Annotated in this window: 8 protein-coding genes; 5 read left to right on the forward strand and 3 right to left on the reverse strand. The window is 63.9% G+C overall.

Annotation, left to right across the window (positions count from 1 at the left end):
* Positions 1-34: 34 nt before the first annotated feature.
* From CFB34_RS06215 to CFB34_RS06225, 3 genes are all read right to left on the reverse strand, one after another.
* Positions 35-8,593 (reverse strand): ESPR-type extended signal peptide-containing protein, encoded by an 8,559-nt coding sequence (locus CFB34_RS06215; protein WP_242808636.1) that lies wholly within the window; start codon positions 8,591-8,593, stop codon positions 35-37.
* A gap of 1,062 nt (positions 8,594-9,655) precedes the next feature.
* Positions 9,656-10,558, reverse strand: a complete 903-nt coding sequence (locus tag CFB34_RS06220) for an aminomethyltransferase (RefSeq protein ID WP_089441666.1) — start codon at positions 10,556-10,558, stop codon at positions 9,656-9,658.
* A gap of 316 nt (positions 10,559-10,874) precedes the next feature.
* Positions 10,875-11,801, reverse strand: a complete 927-nt coding sequence (locus CFB34_RS06225) for a LysR family transcriptional regulator (RefSeq protein ID WP_089441667.1) — start codon at positions 11,799-11,801, stop codon at positions 10,875-10,877.
* Between the two features lie 305 nt (positions 11,802-12,106).
* Between CFB34_RS06225 and CFB34_RS06230 the strand changes: the two genes are divergently transcribed.
* The 5 genes from CFB34_RS06230 (at position 12,107) to CFB34_RS06250 (ending at position 16,802) form a co-directional block, all read left to right on the forward strand.
* Positions 12,107-13,021, forward strand: coding sequence for a transporter (locus CFB34_RS06230; protein ID WP_089441668.1), 915 nt, complete (start codon positions 12,107-12,109; stop codon positions 13,019-13,021).
* An 87-nt stretch (positions 13,022-13,108) separates the two neighbouring features.
* Positions 13,109-14,269, forward strand: a complete 1,161-nt coding sequence (locus tag CFB34_RS06235; RefSeq protein WP_089441669.1) for a prolyl oligopeptidase family serine peptidase — start codon at positions 13,109-13,111, stop codon at positions 14,267-14,269.
* 31 nt (positions 14,270-14,300) lie between these two features.
* A complete protein-coding gene (locus tag CFB34_RS06240; RefSeq protein ID WP_089441670.1) occupies positions 14,301-15,257 on the forward strand; it encodes a VOC family protein in 957 nt (318 codons plus the stop codon).
* A gap of 19 nt (positions 15,258-15,276) precedes the next feature.
* Positions 15,277-15,636 (forward strand): Rieske 2Fe-2S domain-containing protein, encoded by a 360-nt coding sequence (locus CFB34_RS06245; protein ID WP_089441671.1) that lies wholly within the window; start codon positions 15,277-15,279, stop codon positions 15,634-15,636.
* A gap of 35 nt (positions 15,637-15,671) precedes the next feature.
* Positions 15,672-16,802 carry an FAD-dependent oxidoreductase gene (locus CFB34_RS06250; RefSeq protein WP_089441672.1) on the forward strand — a complete coding sequence of 377 codons (1,131 nt, stop codon included), beginning with the start codon at positions 15,672-15,674 and terminating at the stop codon, positions 16,800-16,802.
* The last annotated feature ends 3 nt before the right edge of the window (positions 16,803-16,805 follow it).

Here is a 16,805-nt window from a genome sequence, read left to right on the forward strand (position 1 = left end):
GCTGGCGTGCCGGGCGGCCTCGCGGCGCGACGCGTTACTTCCACTGGTACAGCATGCCGGCGCCGATCACCTTCTGACCGCCGCTGAAGCCGCCGTTGATCGACGCCTTCAGGTTCTCCGTGATGCGAGCCTGCATGTTGACCGCCATCGCCTTCTGGCCGAGGAAGGTCGACGTACCCACGCCCATCCCGAAGTTGGCATCGCGATCGAGCTGCGGGATCGATGCCATCGCGCCGACGGCCGCGATACCCTGCTTCGCCATCTGGTCGGTCTGCTGCAGTTGCGAACCCAGCGAGTTGATCTGCGCCTGCTGGCCCGACAGTGCCGTCGACAGCGTCGTCTGCACCTGCGTCAGCTGGTTCACGTTCACCGCGTCGGTGCCTTGCGTACCCGGCGCGACGTTCGTGATCTGGCGCTGCTGCTGGTCGCTGCCGACCGACACCACGTTCGAGCGGCCGCCGTCGTTGGAGCCCGCGCCGATCGCCACCGAGTTCGAACCGGCGGTGACGACCGGAAGGTCGTTGCCCTTGCCGTTCAGGTCGGCCGCGACACCGTTGTTGTTGTTGGCGCGAATCGTGTTGTTGTTGATCGTCGTCGACAGCGAGTTCAACGTGTTGTTGATGTTCGTCACGCCGGTCGACAGCGAGGCCACGTTGCTGTTCGTCGTGCTCAGGCCGGTGGACAGCGAACCGATGCCGGTCGAGGTCGACGTCGACAGCGAGTTGACGTTGCTGTTCGTCGTGCTGAGGCCCGTCGACAGCGAGTTGATCGCGGTCGAGGTCGACGTGGACAGCGAGGCCACGTTGCTGTTCGTCGCGCTCAGGCCGGTGGACAACGAGTTGATGCCCGTCGACAGCGACGCGACGTTCGACGCGGTCGACGTAGACAGCGTGTTGATCGCGTTGTTCGTCGCGTTGAGCTGGCTGCCGTTGATCGCGTCCGTGCTGCTGGCCGAGATCCGGCCCGCGGCGACGTTCGTGATCTGGCGTTCCTGGCCCGGTGCGCCGACGCTCACCACGCCGACCGGCGAGCCGCCTGCGAAGGGGTACGTGACGCCGCCGATCGTGGCGCTCGATGTCGGGTTCGCGGCGCTCGTGACCGAGTTCGCGCCGAGTGCGATCGAGTTGGCCACGTTGGCCTGTGCGTTCGTGCCGAAGGCGAGTGCGTCGGCGGCGGTTGCCTGCGCTGCCGAGCCGTACGCTTGCGCGCCGGTAGCGCTTGCCGTGGCCTGGTTGCCCAGCGCGATCGTGTTGTCCGCGGTGGCCTGGTTCGAGCTGCCGAGTGCAAGTGCGCTCGCGCCGTTGGCCGTGTTCGCGTTGCCGAGCGCCACTGCGCCGTTGCCGGTCGCCGTGTCGTTCGCGCCCATTGCCACCGCGCCGGTACCCGTTGCGATGCTCGGGTCGCCGATCGCGACCGCGCCGTCGCCGGTTGCCGTGTTGCCGGAGCCGATCGACACGGCCTTGCCGCCCGTTGCCGATGCGTTCTGGCCGATGGCGACCGCGCCCGCCGTCTGCGCGTTCGAGCCGTCGCCGACCGCGACGCTGCTGGCGCCTGCCGCGCTGGCGTTCACGCCGGCTGCCAGGGCGTTGGTGCCCGTTGCGCCCGTGTTGTCGTAGTTGGCTTGCTGCACGCCGTTGTCGTTGACGCTGTAGTAGTGCGTCTTCGCGGCGTTGATCGCGGTCGAGGTCGAGGTCGACAGCGACGTCACCGAGCTGTTCGTGCTGCTCAGACCGGTGGACAGCGAGCCGATGCCCGTCGACGTCGACGTGGACAGCGACAGGATCGTGCTGTTCGTGCTGCTCAGGCCGGTGGACAGCGAGTTGATGCCGGTCGAGGTCGACGTGGACAGCGACGTGATCGAGCTGTTGGCCGACGAGAGGCCGGTCGAGGTCGAGGTCGACAGCGAGGCGATCGAGCTGTTGGCCGACGACAGACCCGTCGAGGTCGAAGTCGACAGCGAGGTCACCGAACTGTTCGTCGAGCTCAGGCCCGTGGACAGCGAACCGATCGAGCTGGTGGCCGACGAGAGGCCGGTCGACGTGGAAGTCGACAGCGAAGTGATCGAGCTGTTGGCCGACGACAGACCCGTCGAGGTTGAAGTCGACAGCGAGGTTACCGAACTGTTCGTCGAGCTGAGGCCGGTGGACAGCGAACCGATCGAGCTGGTGGCCGACGAGAGGCCGGTCGAGGTTGAAGTCGACAGCGACGTGATCGAGCTGTTGGCCGACGACAGACCCGTCGAGGTCGAAGTCGACAGCGACGTCACTGAACTATTCGTCGAGCTGAGACCCGTGGACAGCGAACCGATCGAGCTGGTGGCCGACGACAGGCCGGTCGAGGTCGAGGTCGACAGCGACGCAACCGAACTATCCGTCGAGCTGAGACCAGTGGACAGCGAACCGATCGAGCTGTTTGCCGACGACAGGCCCGTCGAAGTCGAGGTCGACAGCGACGTCACCGAGCTATTCGTCGAGCTGAGGCCGGTGGACAGCGAACCGATCGAGCTGTTTGCCGACGACAGGCCCGTCGAAGTCGAGGTCGAGAGCGAGGTCACCGAGCTATTCGTCGAGCTGAGGCCAGTGGACAGCGAACCGATCGAGCTGGTGGCCGACGAGAGGCCGGTCGAAGTCGAGGTCGAGAGCGACGTCACCGAGCTATTTGTCGAGCTCAGGCCGGTGGACAGCGAACCGATCGAGCTGTTGGCCGACGACAGGCCCGTCGAAGTCGAGGTCGAGAGCGAGGTCACCGAACTATTCGTCGAGCTGAGGCCAGTGGACAGCGAACCGATCGAGCTGTTGGCCGACGACAGACCCGTCGAAGTCGAGGTCGACAGCGACGTGATGGAGCTATTCGCCGAAGACAGGCCGGTCGAGGTCGACGTGGACAGCGACGTGATCGAGCTATTTGCTGACGAGAGACCGGTCGAGGTCGATGTCGAGAGCGAGGTGATCGAGCTGTTGGCCGAAGACAGACCCGTCGAGGTCGACGTGGACAGCGAGGTGACCGAGCTATTGGTCGACGAGAGGCCGGTCGAGAGCGAGCCGATCGAGCTATTGGCCGACGACAGGCCGGTCGAGGTCGAGGTCGACAGCGACGTGATCGAGCTGTTGGCCGATGACAGGCCGGTCGAGGTCGAGGTGGACAACGACGTGATCGAGCTGTTTGCCGACGACAGGCCGGTCGAGGTCGAGGTGGACAACGACGTGATCGAGCTGTTTGCCGACGACAGGCCGGTCGAGGTCGAGGTCGACAGCGACGTGATCGAGCTGTTGGCCGACGACAGGCCGGTCGAGGTCGAAGTCGAGAGCGACGTGATCGAGCTGTTAGCCGACGACAGACCCGTCGAGGTCGAAGTCGACAGCGAAGTGATCGAGCTGTTTGCCGATGACAGGCCCGTCGAGGTCGAGGTCGACAGCGACGCAACCGAACTATCCGTCGAACTGAGGCCAGTGGACAGCGAACCGATCGAGCTGTTGGCCGACGAGAGACCGGTCGAGGTCGAGGTCGACAGCGACGCAACCGAACTATTCGTCGAGCTGAGGCCAGTGGACAGCGAGCCGATGGAGCTGTTAGCCGACGACAGACCCGTCGATGTAGAGGTGGACAGCGAAGTGATCGAGCTGTTAGCCGACGAGAGGCCGGTCGACGTGGAAGTCGACAGCGAGGTGACCGAGCTATTGGTCGACGAGAGGCCGGTCGAGAGCGAGCCGATCGAGCTGTTTGCCGACGACAGGCCGGTCGACGTGGAGGTCGACAGCGAGGTGATCGAGCTGTTGGCCGACGAGAGGCCGGTCGAGGTCGAAGTCGACAGCGAGGTGATCGAGCTATTAGCCGACGAGAGGCCGGTCGACGTCGAGGTCGAAAGCGAGGTGATCGAGCTGTTCGCAGACGAGAGGCCGGTCGAGGTCGAAGTCGACAGCGAGGTGATCGAGCTGTTGGCCGACGACAGACCCGTCGAGGTCGACGTGGACAGCGAGGTGATCGAGCTGTTAGCCGAGGACAGCCCCGTCGACGTGGAAGTCGACAGCGAGGTGACCGAGCTATTGGTCGACGACAGGCCGGTCGAGAGCGAGCCGATCGAGCTATTGGCCGACGAGAGGCCCGTCGAGGTCGACGTCGAGAGCGATGTGATCGAGCTGTTAGCCGAGGACAGCCCCGTCGACGTGGAAGTCGACAGCGAGGTGACCGAGCTATTGGTCGACGAAAGGCCGGTCGAGAGCGAGCCGATCGAGCTGTTGGCCGACGAGAGGCCGGTCGAGGTCGAGGTCGAGAGCGACGTGATCGAGCTGTTAGCCGAGGACAGCCCCGTCGACGTGGAAGTCGACAGCGAGGTGACCGAGCTATTGGTCGACGACAGGCCGGTCGAGAGCGAGCCGATCGAGCTGTTGGCCGACGAGAGGCCGGTCGAGGTCGAAGTCGAGAGCGACGTGATCGAGCTGTTGGCCGACGAGAGGCCCGTCGACGTGGAGGTCGACAACGACGTGATCGAGCTGTTGGCCGACGACAGGCCGGTCGAGGTCGACGTCGAGAGTGAGGTGATCGAGCTGTTAGCCGAGGACAGGCCGGTCGAGGTCGAAGTCGACAGCGACGTGATCGAGCTGTTCGCCGAGGACAAGCCGGTCGAGGTCGAGGTGGACAGCGACGTGATAGAGCTATTGGCCGATGACAGACCCGTCGAGGTCGAAGTCGACAGCGAGGTAACGGAACTATTCGTCGAGCTGAGGCCCGTGGACAGTGAACCGATCGAACTGTTGGCCGACGAGAGGCCGGTCGAAGTCGAGGTCGAAAGCGACGTGATCGAGCTGTTCGCCGAGGACAAGCCGGTCGAGGTCGAAGTCGACAGCGAGGTGATCGAGCTGTTAGCCGATGAGAGGCCGGTCGAGGTCGAAGTCGACAGCGAGGTGATCGAGCTGTTAGCCGACGAGAGGCCGGTCGAGGTCGAAGTCGACAGCGAGGTGATCGAGCTGTTAGCCGACGAGAGGCCGGTCGAGGTCGAAGTCGACAGCGACGTGATCGAGCTGTTCGCCGAGGACAAGCCGGTCGAGGTCGAGGTGGACAGCGACGTGATAGAGCTGTTGGCCGACGACAGACCCGTCGAGGTCGAAGTCGACAGCGAGGTAACGGAACTATTCGTCGAGCTGAGGCCCGTGGACAGTGAACCGATCGAGCTATTGGCCGACGACAGACCGGTCGAAGTCGAGGTCGACAGCGATGTCACCGAGCTATTCGTCGAGCTGAGGCCCGTGGACAGTGAGCCGATCGAACTGTTGGCCGACGACAGGCCGGTCGAGGTCGACGTGGACAGCGACGTGATCGAGCTATTGGCCGACGACAGGCCAGTCGACAGCGACGAGATTGCGCTGCTGGACGACGACACCGTCGTCGACAGCGAATTCACGGCCGCATTGGTTGCAAAGAGCTGCGAGCCGTTGATTGCGTCGGTACTGGCCTGGGTGATCTCGCCGGCCGCAACGTTAGTGACCTGGCGCTGGTTGGTCGAGCTGCCAACACTGACCACGCTCGTCGGATTGCCGCCCGCGAACGTGCTGGTTACGCCGCCGACGGTACCGGTAGGCGTCGGGTTGGCCGGGGCGGTGGTGGAGCCGCTGCCCAGCGCGACGCTGCCGACGTTGCTCGCGACGGCATTCGGGCCGATCGCGACCGCGTTGCTTGCGCTCGCGCTCGCAGCATTGCCGACAGCGACGCCGCTTGCGCCGGCTGCGTTGGCAGCATTGCCGACGGCGACACTGCTGGCGCCCGCGGCCGTGGCGGCTACACCGGCGGCGAGCGAGTTGATGCCCGTTGCGCCCTTGTTGTCGTAGTTGGCTTGCTGCACACCGCCGTCGTTGACGCTGTAGTAGTGCGTCTTCGCGGCTTCGATCGCAGTCGAGGTCGAGGTGGACAGCGAGGTAATCGAGCTGGTGGCCGACGACAGACCGGTCGACGTGGACGTGGACAGCGAGTTGATACCGGTCGACGTGGACGTGGACAGTGAAGTAATCGAGCTATTGGCTGACGACAGACCCGTCGAAGTGGAAGTCGACAGCGAGGTCACCGAGCTATTGGTCGACGAGAGACCGGTCGAGAGCGAGCCGATCGAGCTGTTAGCCGACGACAGGCCGGTCGAGGTCGAAGTCGACAGCGAAGTGACCGAGCTGTTGGTCGACGAGAGACCGGTCGAGAGCGAGCCGATCGAGCTGTTCGCCGACGACAGGCCGGTCGAGGTCGAAGTCGACAGCGAAGTGACCGAGCTGTTGGTCGACGAGAGACCGGTCGAGAGCGAGCCGATCGAGCTGGTGGCCGACGACAGACCCGTCGAAGTGGAAGTCGACAGCGAAGTGACCGAGCTGTTGGTCGACGAGAGACCGGTCGAGAGCGAGCCGATCGAGCTGGTAGCCGACGACAGGCCAGTCGAGGTCGAAGTCGACAGCGAAGTGACCGAGCTATTGGTCGACGAGAGACCGGTCGAGAGCGAGCCGATCGAGCTGGTAGCCGACGACAGGCCAGTCGAGGTCGAAGTCGACAGCGAAGTGACCGAGCTATTGGTCGACGAGAGACCGGTCGAGAGCGAGCCGATCGAGCTGGTAGCCGACGACAGGCCAGTCGAGGTCGAAGTCGACAGCGAAGTGACCGAGCTATTGGTCGACGAGAGACCGGTCGAGAGCGAGCCGATCGAGCTGTTGGCCGACGACAGACCCGTCGAGGTCGACGTGGACAGCGACTTGATCGAGCTGTTAGCCGACGAGAGGCCGGTCGACGTGGAAGTCGACAGCGAAGTGACTGAGCTATTGGTCGACGAGAGGCCGGTGGACAGCGAGCCGATCGAGCTGTTGGCCGACGAGAGACCCGTCGACGTCGAGGTCGAGAGCGAAGTGATCGAGCTGTTAGCCGACGACAAACCGGTCGATGCCGACGTCGACAGGCTCGTGATGCTCGACGTCGTCGTGCTTGCAACTGCGTAGAGCTGGCTGCCGTTGATGGCGTCGGTGCTGGTCCCGCTGACGAGGCCTGCCGCGACGTTCTGGATGCGGCGCTCCGCGTTCGGCTGGCCGACGCTGACAATGCCGCCCGTCGGCGTCCCGGCCTGGTAGTTGCCGAACGTCTGGCCGCCGATCGTGGTGCTGTTGACGGCGGTATTGCCGCCGGTCGTCGCCGACGCGGCGCTACTCGTCACCGAGCTGCTGCCGAGGGCGACCGAATTCGCGACGTTCGCGGTCGAACCCACGCCGATGGCGATGGCGTTCGAGACCGTTGCATTCGCATTTTGGGCGAACGCGATCGAACCCGAACCCGACGCAGTCGAGTTCGAGCCGAAGGCCGTCGCATAGTTGTTCGAGGCCACGGCGGCGGAGCCGACGGCGACCGAGCCGGACGTGCCGCTGGCCGTCGAGCCGTTGCCGAGCGCAATGGCGTCTGCGCCCGTCGCACGCGTGTTGGCGGCGAAGCTGCCGACGGTGCCGAGTGCAATTGCGCCGACGCCCGTCGCGGTTGCCGAATTGCCGATTGCGACGGCGCCGTTCGTGCCCGTCGCGTTCGCGGAGCTGCCGATTGCCACCGCGCTGTTGCTTGCGGTGCTGCTGTTGCCCAGCGCGACGGAGCCTGTGCCACTCGCCGAATTGCCGTTGCCGAGCGCAAGCGCACCGGAACCGTTCGACGTGTTGTTCGCGCCGATTGCCAGCGCCCCCGTGCCGGTTGCGCTGTTCGGATCGCCGATCGCAACGGCGCCGTCGCCGCTTGCGACCTGGCCTCGACCGATTGCGACCGCACCGCCGCCTGCCGTGGTGCCGTTCGCGGTGGTGCCGGACGAGCCGATCGCCACGTTCTGGCCCGTCGCGCCGGAGGTGACACCGTCGCCTTGCGCGATGCCGTATGCGCCATTGACGGCCGCGCCGCGGCCGACTGCGATCCCCGACGTGGCGCTCGACGCCACCGACGACTGCCCGCCGATTGCAATACCGTCCGAAGCGGCCGACTGCGCTCCCTTGGTTGCATTGCTGCCGATCGCAACCGCGCCGGCACCCGAAGCGATGGTCGAGTTTGCGTAAGAGAGCGGGGTCGTGCCATTGCCGGCTGCGCCGCCGATGGCGACCGAATTCAGCGCATTGGCTGTTGCGCCGAAGCCGAGCGCGGTGGCACCCGCGCCGCTGGCCGTCGACTCGAGGCCGGCGGACGTGCCCCACAGCCCGGCCGACGACAGAAAGCCCGTTGCCGTGCCGCCGGTACCGGTGACCTGTGCGAACGCACCGTACGCCGTCGCTGCCAGGTTGTTGTTGCCGGTGGAGTTACAGCCAGCGACCGTGGAATAAGTGCCGGATCCGTCGACCGGATACGCATTGGTGTTGCCGGTCGTCGTGCGGCCGACTGTAGCGTTGCCACTGCCCGACGTACATGACGACACCGTGAACTGGGTGCCGTTGGTCGTTCCTGGGACGAACGTATTGGCGTTCGCGAACGAAGGCAGTGCGGCCAGCGCGACGAGCACGGCGGCGGCAACAGCCGACTTGTTCGGCTTGCCCCGTGCCGAGTCGTGTTCCGATGCGGCGACCCACGCGCCAAGGGCTTCGTTCCAGATCGAGCGGTATGTGCGGTTCATGTCCTGCTACCTCCAAATATGCACGCCACACACCGGTCTCTTTTGTTAGAGGAATGCTCCGTGCGCTCGCGCGAATCTCAAAATTGATGGGCGGAGTTTATTGGAGGTGGATTTTTCAGATTGATAAAAAGTGATAAATAGAGTGTTTGGAAAGTTAAAGGATGGTTAATAGATCGGTTTTTGATGCATTGAGTCAGAATGTATTTGTAAGATGTAAGAATGTTTAGCGCAGGGTTTTAAAATTCCGGGCGCATCTCTGTTTGTCTTATAAAAATCAATAACTTACGGTGGTTTTGTGCGTTGGGTTACACAGTGAGGATGATCAATTGTAAGACAAATGAAATAGCAAACGTTTGCGGGATGGACGATACTTTCATTCATGTAATGTTTTCGAGGGTGCCTGTTGATAATATTATTGCTATCTTGTTAATCTGTTAATTTGGGATTTATGATTAGATTTAATATTGATTTGTCGGATTATCTTTAAATCAAATTAATTTCAAATGGAGAGCGTCTGGTTGTGCTGATTTGCGCATCTGGTCCGCTGCGATGGCCCGCGAGACGGGCGTTTCGGGCCGGTCGGCCCGTCGAATTTGTAAAAAAGTGCTACAGGGCGGTGAACCGGATTGTCACCATTCACCTTTCGAACTTGTCCTATTGACTATTTCGGTGATTGTGACAATCAGATGGGATTCGGCGACGGGGCGAATCCGTCTGGCAAGCGTGACCTGCGTCGAAGGTGCGCGCGGCGGCGACAGGTTGTTAAAGAGGCTGTCCGGCAGCGGTGGCGACGCCCCCGGATTGTTAAATCCCGGGTGTGACAATTTGTCCGCGCGTGCCGAAGCACCGAAGAAAAAGGGCGGGAGTGAATGTGTCAGGCGCGCCACGTCCGGCAGGGTCGATGCAGGTCTGCGAGGTTCCACGCCGCATACGATGGGGCGGCCTCGAGTGGGTGGTGGGCAGTAGCCTCAGTGAGGCGGCTCGCCATGGAAGTGCAACGACCGCGTAGCGAAGTTCGAATGCGCAACCCGGGCAACCGGACGGCTGCCCGGTGCGGCAACCCTACTTCTTGAGAAACCGCAGCGCAAACCGCGCCATGCGCGGCACGAACGTCGGGCGCAGCAGGCGCTTGTCGTAGCCGGCCATCCGCCGGTCGTTCTCCTCGAGACACAGTTCGATCAGCTCGCGCGGATTCAGTGCATCGCCGATATCGGCGGTGCCGGTTGCCGGGAAGTTCGCGTCACGTGCGACGCCGTCGGAATCGATGCCGCGCGCGATGCCGATGCGCTCCCGGATCAAATGCACCCACACGGCCGCGACCCGCGCGAAGAACCACGGCCGGCGCCACCACGGGAGCGAGCGCCAGTACCACGCGTACCAGTTCACGAAGAACAGGATGTGGCGGCCTTCTTCCTGGATCACTGGCTCGAAGGTGTCGACGAGCTCGGGCGGGAAATAGCCGGAGCGCTGGGCGGAACGGAACAGGCCGAACGCGAAGAAGCTGTCGATGCATTCGCTGAAACCCGTGACGATCCACCACCACTCGGGATCTTTCGGCGCGGGGTAGGCCGGCTCGGGCGCGAGCCGGATGCCGTATGCCTCGACGAGCTTCGACAGCACGACCTTGTGCCGCGCTTCCTCGCCGCCGTCCATCTCGAGTGCGCGGCGCAGCAGCGGATTGCCGATCGTCGCCGCATAGGTGGCCACGCGGATCGATGCGCGGCCTTCGGTCTGCACCGCGATGTCCCAGATCGGCAGCGACGTGAGCCGCTTGAGCTCGGCGGGTGTGAGGGCCGGCCAGTCGATCACGGCCGGCTTGTACGGATTGTGTGTGTCGAGCAGCATGCGGCAGAACATCTGCAGGTGCGCGTCGGAACCGATCCGGACCGGACCTTGCCTCTCGAAGGTCCAGTTGCGCATTGCATGATCTGCGGCTGCGTGCTCTTCCTGCAGCGTGTCACTCATGGCTGTTGTTATGCGATTACGGGCCGAAAGATTCTTGCATAGCTTCCGTAAACGCGTATTTTCGAGCGGACATCGGCACGCCGGTGTCGTTTGTCGCTAAGGCAGCGCGGATCGGCATCCAAGGCGAGCGAGAGGGCTCCCATGCGGTAGTGGTTGTTGTGCCCGACCTCTCGGTGAACGCAGCCCGCATCAATTCCGGACGCCAACCGCTGTCGAGCATGAACAAGGGCGGTTGCAGGCATCTGCGCCGCGTCGATACGCGGCCAACCACGGGGATCCATTCGCTCTCGCCGAAGCCAGGCCGGCGTGAGCCGGCTCAGCGAGCGTCATGGCGCCCTTCGTCCATCTTCGCGACAGCCTCTTTCAGCAGCCCGCGCAACCAGGTGAGCCCGGGGTCCGAGGTCCGGTGCTTGTGCCATTGCATCGCCTGCTCCATCGTCGGGACCGGCACCGGTACCTCGCGCAGCACGATAGGCAGGCTGCGCGCGGCTTCTTCGGCGAGCCGCCGGTGCATGGTGGCGATCCGGTTCGTGCCGGCCAGCAGGTGCGCCGGCGACACGAAGCTGTACGTGCTCGCCTCGACCCGCCTCACAACGCCGAGCCGCTGCATGAACCAGTCTTCGATCGCCGCCTGTGCGTCGCCGACCTGCACGACGACGTGCCCGGCCGCCATGTAGCGCTCGTTCGTCATCTCGCCTTTCGCGAGGGGGCTGTCGCTCCACATCACACAGCAGTAGGTTTCCTCGAGCAATACCTCGGCCGGATGCTCGGTCGAGCAATACTCCTTGGGGATGATCAGAAGATCCGCTTCACCGCGTTCCAGCAAGCGGTGGGGATACGCGATTTGCGGGCGCAGCTCGAAGCGGATGCCGGGTGCTGCCTTGTAAGCGAGTGCGAACAGGTGCGGCATGAGCGTCGTCATCGTGTAGTCCGAAACGAACAGGCGGAACAGCCGGTTCGCGTGCGCCGGCACGAATTCGGGTTGAGCCGACACCGTCGCGTCGACGCGCACAAGGATGTCGCGCACGGCGTCTTTGAGCGCATCGGCGCGCGGCGTCGGCTCCATCTTGCGACCGACCTGCACGAGTAGTTCATCGTTGAAGTATTCGCGCAACCGCGAAAGCGCGTTGCTCATCGCCGACTGGCTCAGGTGGATCTTCTCGGCCGCCCGGCTGATGTTCTGTTCGCTCAGGAGCGCGTCGAGCGCCACGAGCAAGTTGAGGTCGAGCTTGTTGAACCGCATGCGCGCTGTCTCCGTTCTCCTCTTCGCTACCGCGTGACCGTGCCGTATGCGATATCAGGGTTTCACCTGAAAGTATTGATGCCGTCGATAGCGGCAATGGATCGAATCCATTTTTAGCATACATCAGCCTGTCCTAACCTAGCCACATCTCGACGCGACAGCAGCCCACGCATCGTATCGGGAGACCAGCGTCAGGTCATTTTCGGATCGAACGTACCGCTGTACCTCGGCCGTCTGCACCGCGCTTTCCACTATTAAAAGAGATGCCAGGCGGCGCAAACGCGCCTCCCGGAAGAGGAGACAGCATGTCCACGAAACTGATCGCAGCCGTTGTCGGTTGCGCTGTGTTGGCGACGGGTTCGATGAAAGACGCACAGGCATTCGAAGGCGGCGTTTCACCGTATCCGGCCGGCGCGGTGGGGACGAACATCGCCAACCTGCCGCCGATCCCCGGCCTGTTCGCACTGGAGCAGTTCAACTACAGCTTTGCGAACGGCCTCTATGGCAACGACGGCAAGAAACTGCCGATTCCGTTCCATACGTCGGTGTTTTCGGAAACCACGCGTCTGCTGGCGGCGTATCCGTTCCATCTGCTCGGCGCAAACGTCTATACGCAACTGGTCATTCCCGTTGTGTCATTGCACAGCACCGTGTTCGGGCAGTCGAGTACGCAGAACGGCCTCTCCAACATCACGCTGACGCCCGTGTTGCTGCAGTGGAATCTCGCGCCGAACCTGGCGATTGCGTCGGGCATCGACGTTGCATTCGAGACGGGGTCCTATAGCCCGGTCAAGTCGAGTGTCGCGGTGGGCTACACCTCGGTGCAGCCGGTGATCTCGATTCGCTACAACGTTCCCAACGGAATCGACGTCGCGCTCGCAAATCGCTTCCTGCTCAATCTGAAGAACGGCACGACGGACTACAGCTCGGGTGACGGTTACGTCGCCGAGTTCAACGCCGGCTGGAACTTCGGCCCGTGGAAACTCGGCGTGGTCGGCGCGTACCTGAACCAGTTCAGCGACGACAAGGCCGGCGGCGTGAGCGTGGGCAATCGCATGCGGACCTTCGGTATCGGCCCGTCGATCGTGTACGACGCGAGAAGCTGGAACGTCAACCTCAATTATCAGCAAGGCGTCTATGCCGCGAACACGGCCAAGAGCAGCAGCGTGTGGCTGAACATCGCCATCCCGTTGTGGGCCGGCTTCGGGCACAAGGGCTGAGCATCGTGTCGCGCGCCGGACTGCGCGCGAGAACCGGTCATCGGCGCCGTCATCGAGCAACACGCAATTTCAATCAAGGCAATCAGCATGTTCCGATACTTTCCTACCAACTACGTCTGGAATCTGTCCGTCAATCTCGCCATCGAAATGGGCGCGCGCATCGGTGAAATCGAGGACATGTGCGGGCCGCTCCAGGAAGCGGCCAGGCAACCGGACGCCGACGGCACGCGTGCGTTTCGCGAAGCGTGGGTCGAGAAGGCCGATCGCCTTTGCGATCTCGCGCAGGACGACGAGGCCCGGGGACGGCGGTTGTCGGCGGGCGAGAAGTACAAGCGTGCCGCGATCTATCTCATCACGGCCGAGCGTATGCTCGCGCACGATGCCCCGGGGCGTATCGAGCTTTACCAACGCTCGCTCGATACGTTCGACGACGGCATCGCACGCTCTGGCGACAACTGCGAGCGCGTCGCCATTCCGTACGGCGACACGCATCTATCCGGACTCCTTGTGAAAGCGAAGAACGCCGACGCGCGCAGTCCGCTGCTCGTGCAGGTCAACGGGCTGGATTCGACCAAGGAAATGAAGTACTTCGTGGGCTTGCCGGCCTGGCTGGCCGCGCGCGGCGTGTCGTCGTTGATTGTCGACCAGCCCGGTACCGGCGAAGCGTTGCGGCTGCACGGCCTGAATGCGGTATACAACTCGGAAGTCTGGGCGAGCAGGATCGTCGACTGGCTCGAAGGCCGGGACGACGTCGATCCGAAGCGGATCGGCATGGAGGGCGTGTCGCTCGGCGGCTACTACTGCCCACGCGCAGTCGCGTTCGAGCCGCGTTTCGCCTGCGGTGTGGTGTGGGGCGCCAACCACGACTGGCGCGACGTCCAGAAAAAACGCCTGCAGCGCGAAGGCAACTTCCCGGTGCCGCACTACTGGAAGCACGTCTGCTGGGTCTGGGGCGCGAAGGATATCGACGACTTCACGCGCATCGCCGAAAACGTGCATCTCGACGGTGTGCTCGATCGTATCAAGGTGCCGTTCCTCGTCACGCATGGTTCGCAGGATTCGCAGATCCCGGTCGCCTGGGCTCACCGCACTTACGAGCAACTCGTGAACAGCCCCAAGCGCGAGCTCAAGATCTTCACCGAGCGCGAAGGCGGCGTCCAGCATTCGAGCTTCGACAACTCGATCAACGCGGGGCACTTCATCGCCGACTGGATCGCCGAAACGCTCGGCGGACGCACCTCGCTCTGACTCATTCACCCATCTCAAGCACGCACATCTCATGAATATCATCGGACCCGATACGCTGGTCTTCGGCGTGGACGACGTCGCCGCCTGCAGCCAATATCTGCTTGACTACGGGCTGTTGCCGGTGCGCAGCGACGACGCCGGTGGCCGTTTCGAGGCACTCGACGGAACAGGCATCGACATCGCGCGCCGCGACAATCCGGCGTTGTCGCCTGCGCTCGGCACGGCAAGCATGCTGCGCAAGACGATTTACGGCGTCGCCGATGCCGCGACGATCGACGCGATCGCGGCGGAGCTGCGCCGCGACCGCGAAGTGAGCACGCTCGCCGACGGATCGATCGAATCGCTCGACGACATGGGCTTCGCGATCGGCTTCCAGGTGACCAGGCGCCGTTCGCTTGCCTTGGCCGCCGAGCCCGTGAATGCGCCGGGCGCGCCTGCGCAGCGCGCGCCGAACATCGTGGCCGTGAGCGACGATGCGGTGCTGACTCCGCGCACGCTCTCGCACGTCGTCTACTTCGTGCCGGATGCGGCGAAGGCCGAAGCGTTCTATGTGGAGCGTCTCGGCTTTCGCTGCACCGACCGATTCACGGGCGTCGGGCCGTTTCTGCAGCCGGCCGGCACGCTCGACCATCACACGTTGTTCATGATTCAGACGCCGCCTTTCATGAAGGGTTGCGAGCATTTCACGTTCCATATGGGCGGACCGACCGAAGTGCTGCAGGCGGGCACGCGTTTCGTCGCGAAGGGCTACCAGTCGTTCTGGGGGCCGGGGCGTCATCGGTTCGGCTCGAACTGGTTCTGGTATTTCAACAGCCCGCTCGGCTGTCACGTCGAGTACGACGCCGACATGGATCTGCATGACGATGCATGGAACGCGCGTGAGGCGCCCATGGGCGCCGACGCGTCGCAACTGTTCCTGTTCCAGCATCGCGACAAGTGGGCGCCGAGTGGTCCTCCGCCGGGGGCAGCGGCGGCGAAGTCGGATTGACGGCGAGCATCGCTTCGTCATGTCCGAGACATATCCCGATCGCATCCGTCTCGCAAGCGTCGACGATCTGCCCGATCCCGGCGCGCGCGGCTTCGATCCCGATGGGCAGGGGCACGACACGCTTTTTGTCGTGCGGTACGGCGCGCAGGTTCGTGCGTATCGCGATGCGTGCCCGCACTTTTTCGGCGAAACGCAGATGGCCTGGCGCAAGGACGCCTACCTGAACGGCGACGGCACCCGCATCGTCTGCCACGCGCACGGTGCGCAGTTCGACATCGCAAGCGGTGAGTGCGTACTCGGCCCGTGCCTCGGTCAGCGGCTGACACCCGTCGAGATCGACGTGACGCACGACGGCACCATCGTGCTGATCGCGACATGACACACCCACACCAGACATAACAAGGAGACACCCAGATGGCAGCCCCTCTTCAACACGTCCTCGTCATAGGCGGCGGTTTTTCCGGTATGGCGACGGCGATCCAGTGCGCGAAGCTCGGCCTCACTGTCGAGCTCGTCGAGATCGACCAGGGCTGGCGCTCGTACGGCGCCGGCATCAGCATTGGCGGGCCTACGTTGCGCGCGCTGCGCACGATCGGCGTGCTCGACGCCTTCTTCGAGCGCGGCCACGGCGGCGACGGCGTGAATCTGTATACGGCCGGCGGCCAGTCGATCGGCACGCTGCCGACTCCGCGAGTGGCCGGCGAGGACGTTCCTGGCGGCGGCGCAATCATGCGCCCGGTGCTGGCCGATATTCTCGCCAAGGCGACACGCGCCGCAGGCGTGCGCGTGAAGCTCGGCTGCACCTTCTCGCGGATCGAGCCGCGCGGCGAACAAATGGACGTGGCGTTCACGGACGGCACACATGGTACGTACGACCTCGTGGTCGGAGCGGACGGCCTCTACTCGAAAGTGCGCGCCGCTGCGTTTCCCGATGCGCCGAAGCCGCGCTATACGGGCCAGGGCGTGTGGCGCGCCGTGGTGCCGCGACCGGCGGAGATCGCTTGCGCGACGATGTGGCTGGGGCACCGGATCAAGGCGGGTGTCAATCCGGTTTCCCGGGAGGAAATGTACGTCTTCGTCACCGAGGACAGGCCGACCAACGACTACATCGATCCCGCCGAATGGCCGCGCATGCTGTCCGAGTTGCTGGCCATGTTCGACGTGCCGCTGATCCGGTCCATCCGCGCGCAGATCGGCGCCGAATCGCGCGTCAACTACCGCCCGCTGGAAAGCCTGCTGCTGCCGGCGCCCTGGTTCAGCTCACGGGTGGTGCTCGTCGGCGATGCGGTGCACGCGACCACGCCGCATATGGCAGCGGGCGCGGGCATCGGCATCGAGGATGCGATCGTGCTCGCAGAAGAGCTGGGGCGCGGTGTGACGGTGGAAGCTGCCTTGCAGGCATTCCAGGCGCGCCGCTGGGAGCGCTGCCGCATGGTGGTGGAAAACTCCGGGCGTCTTGGCGAGATCGAGATCGGCGGCGGCGACAAAGAGGAACACCGGCGCATCATGCACGAGACGCATATGAGTCTCGCGCGGCCTATCTGACGC

It is taken from the genome of Burkholderia sp. HI4860, from assembly GCF_002223045.2.
Taxonomy (GTDB): Bacteria; Pseudomonadota; Gammaproteobacteria; order Burkholderiales; family Burkholderiaceae; genus Burkholderia.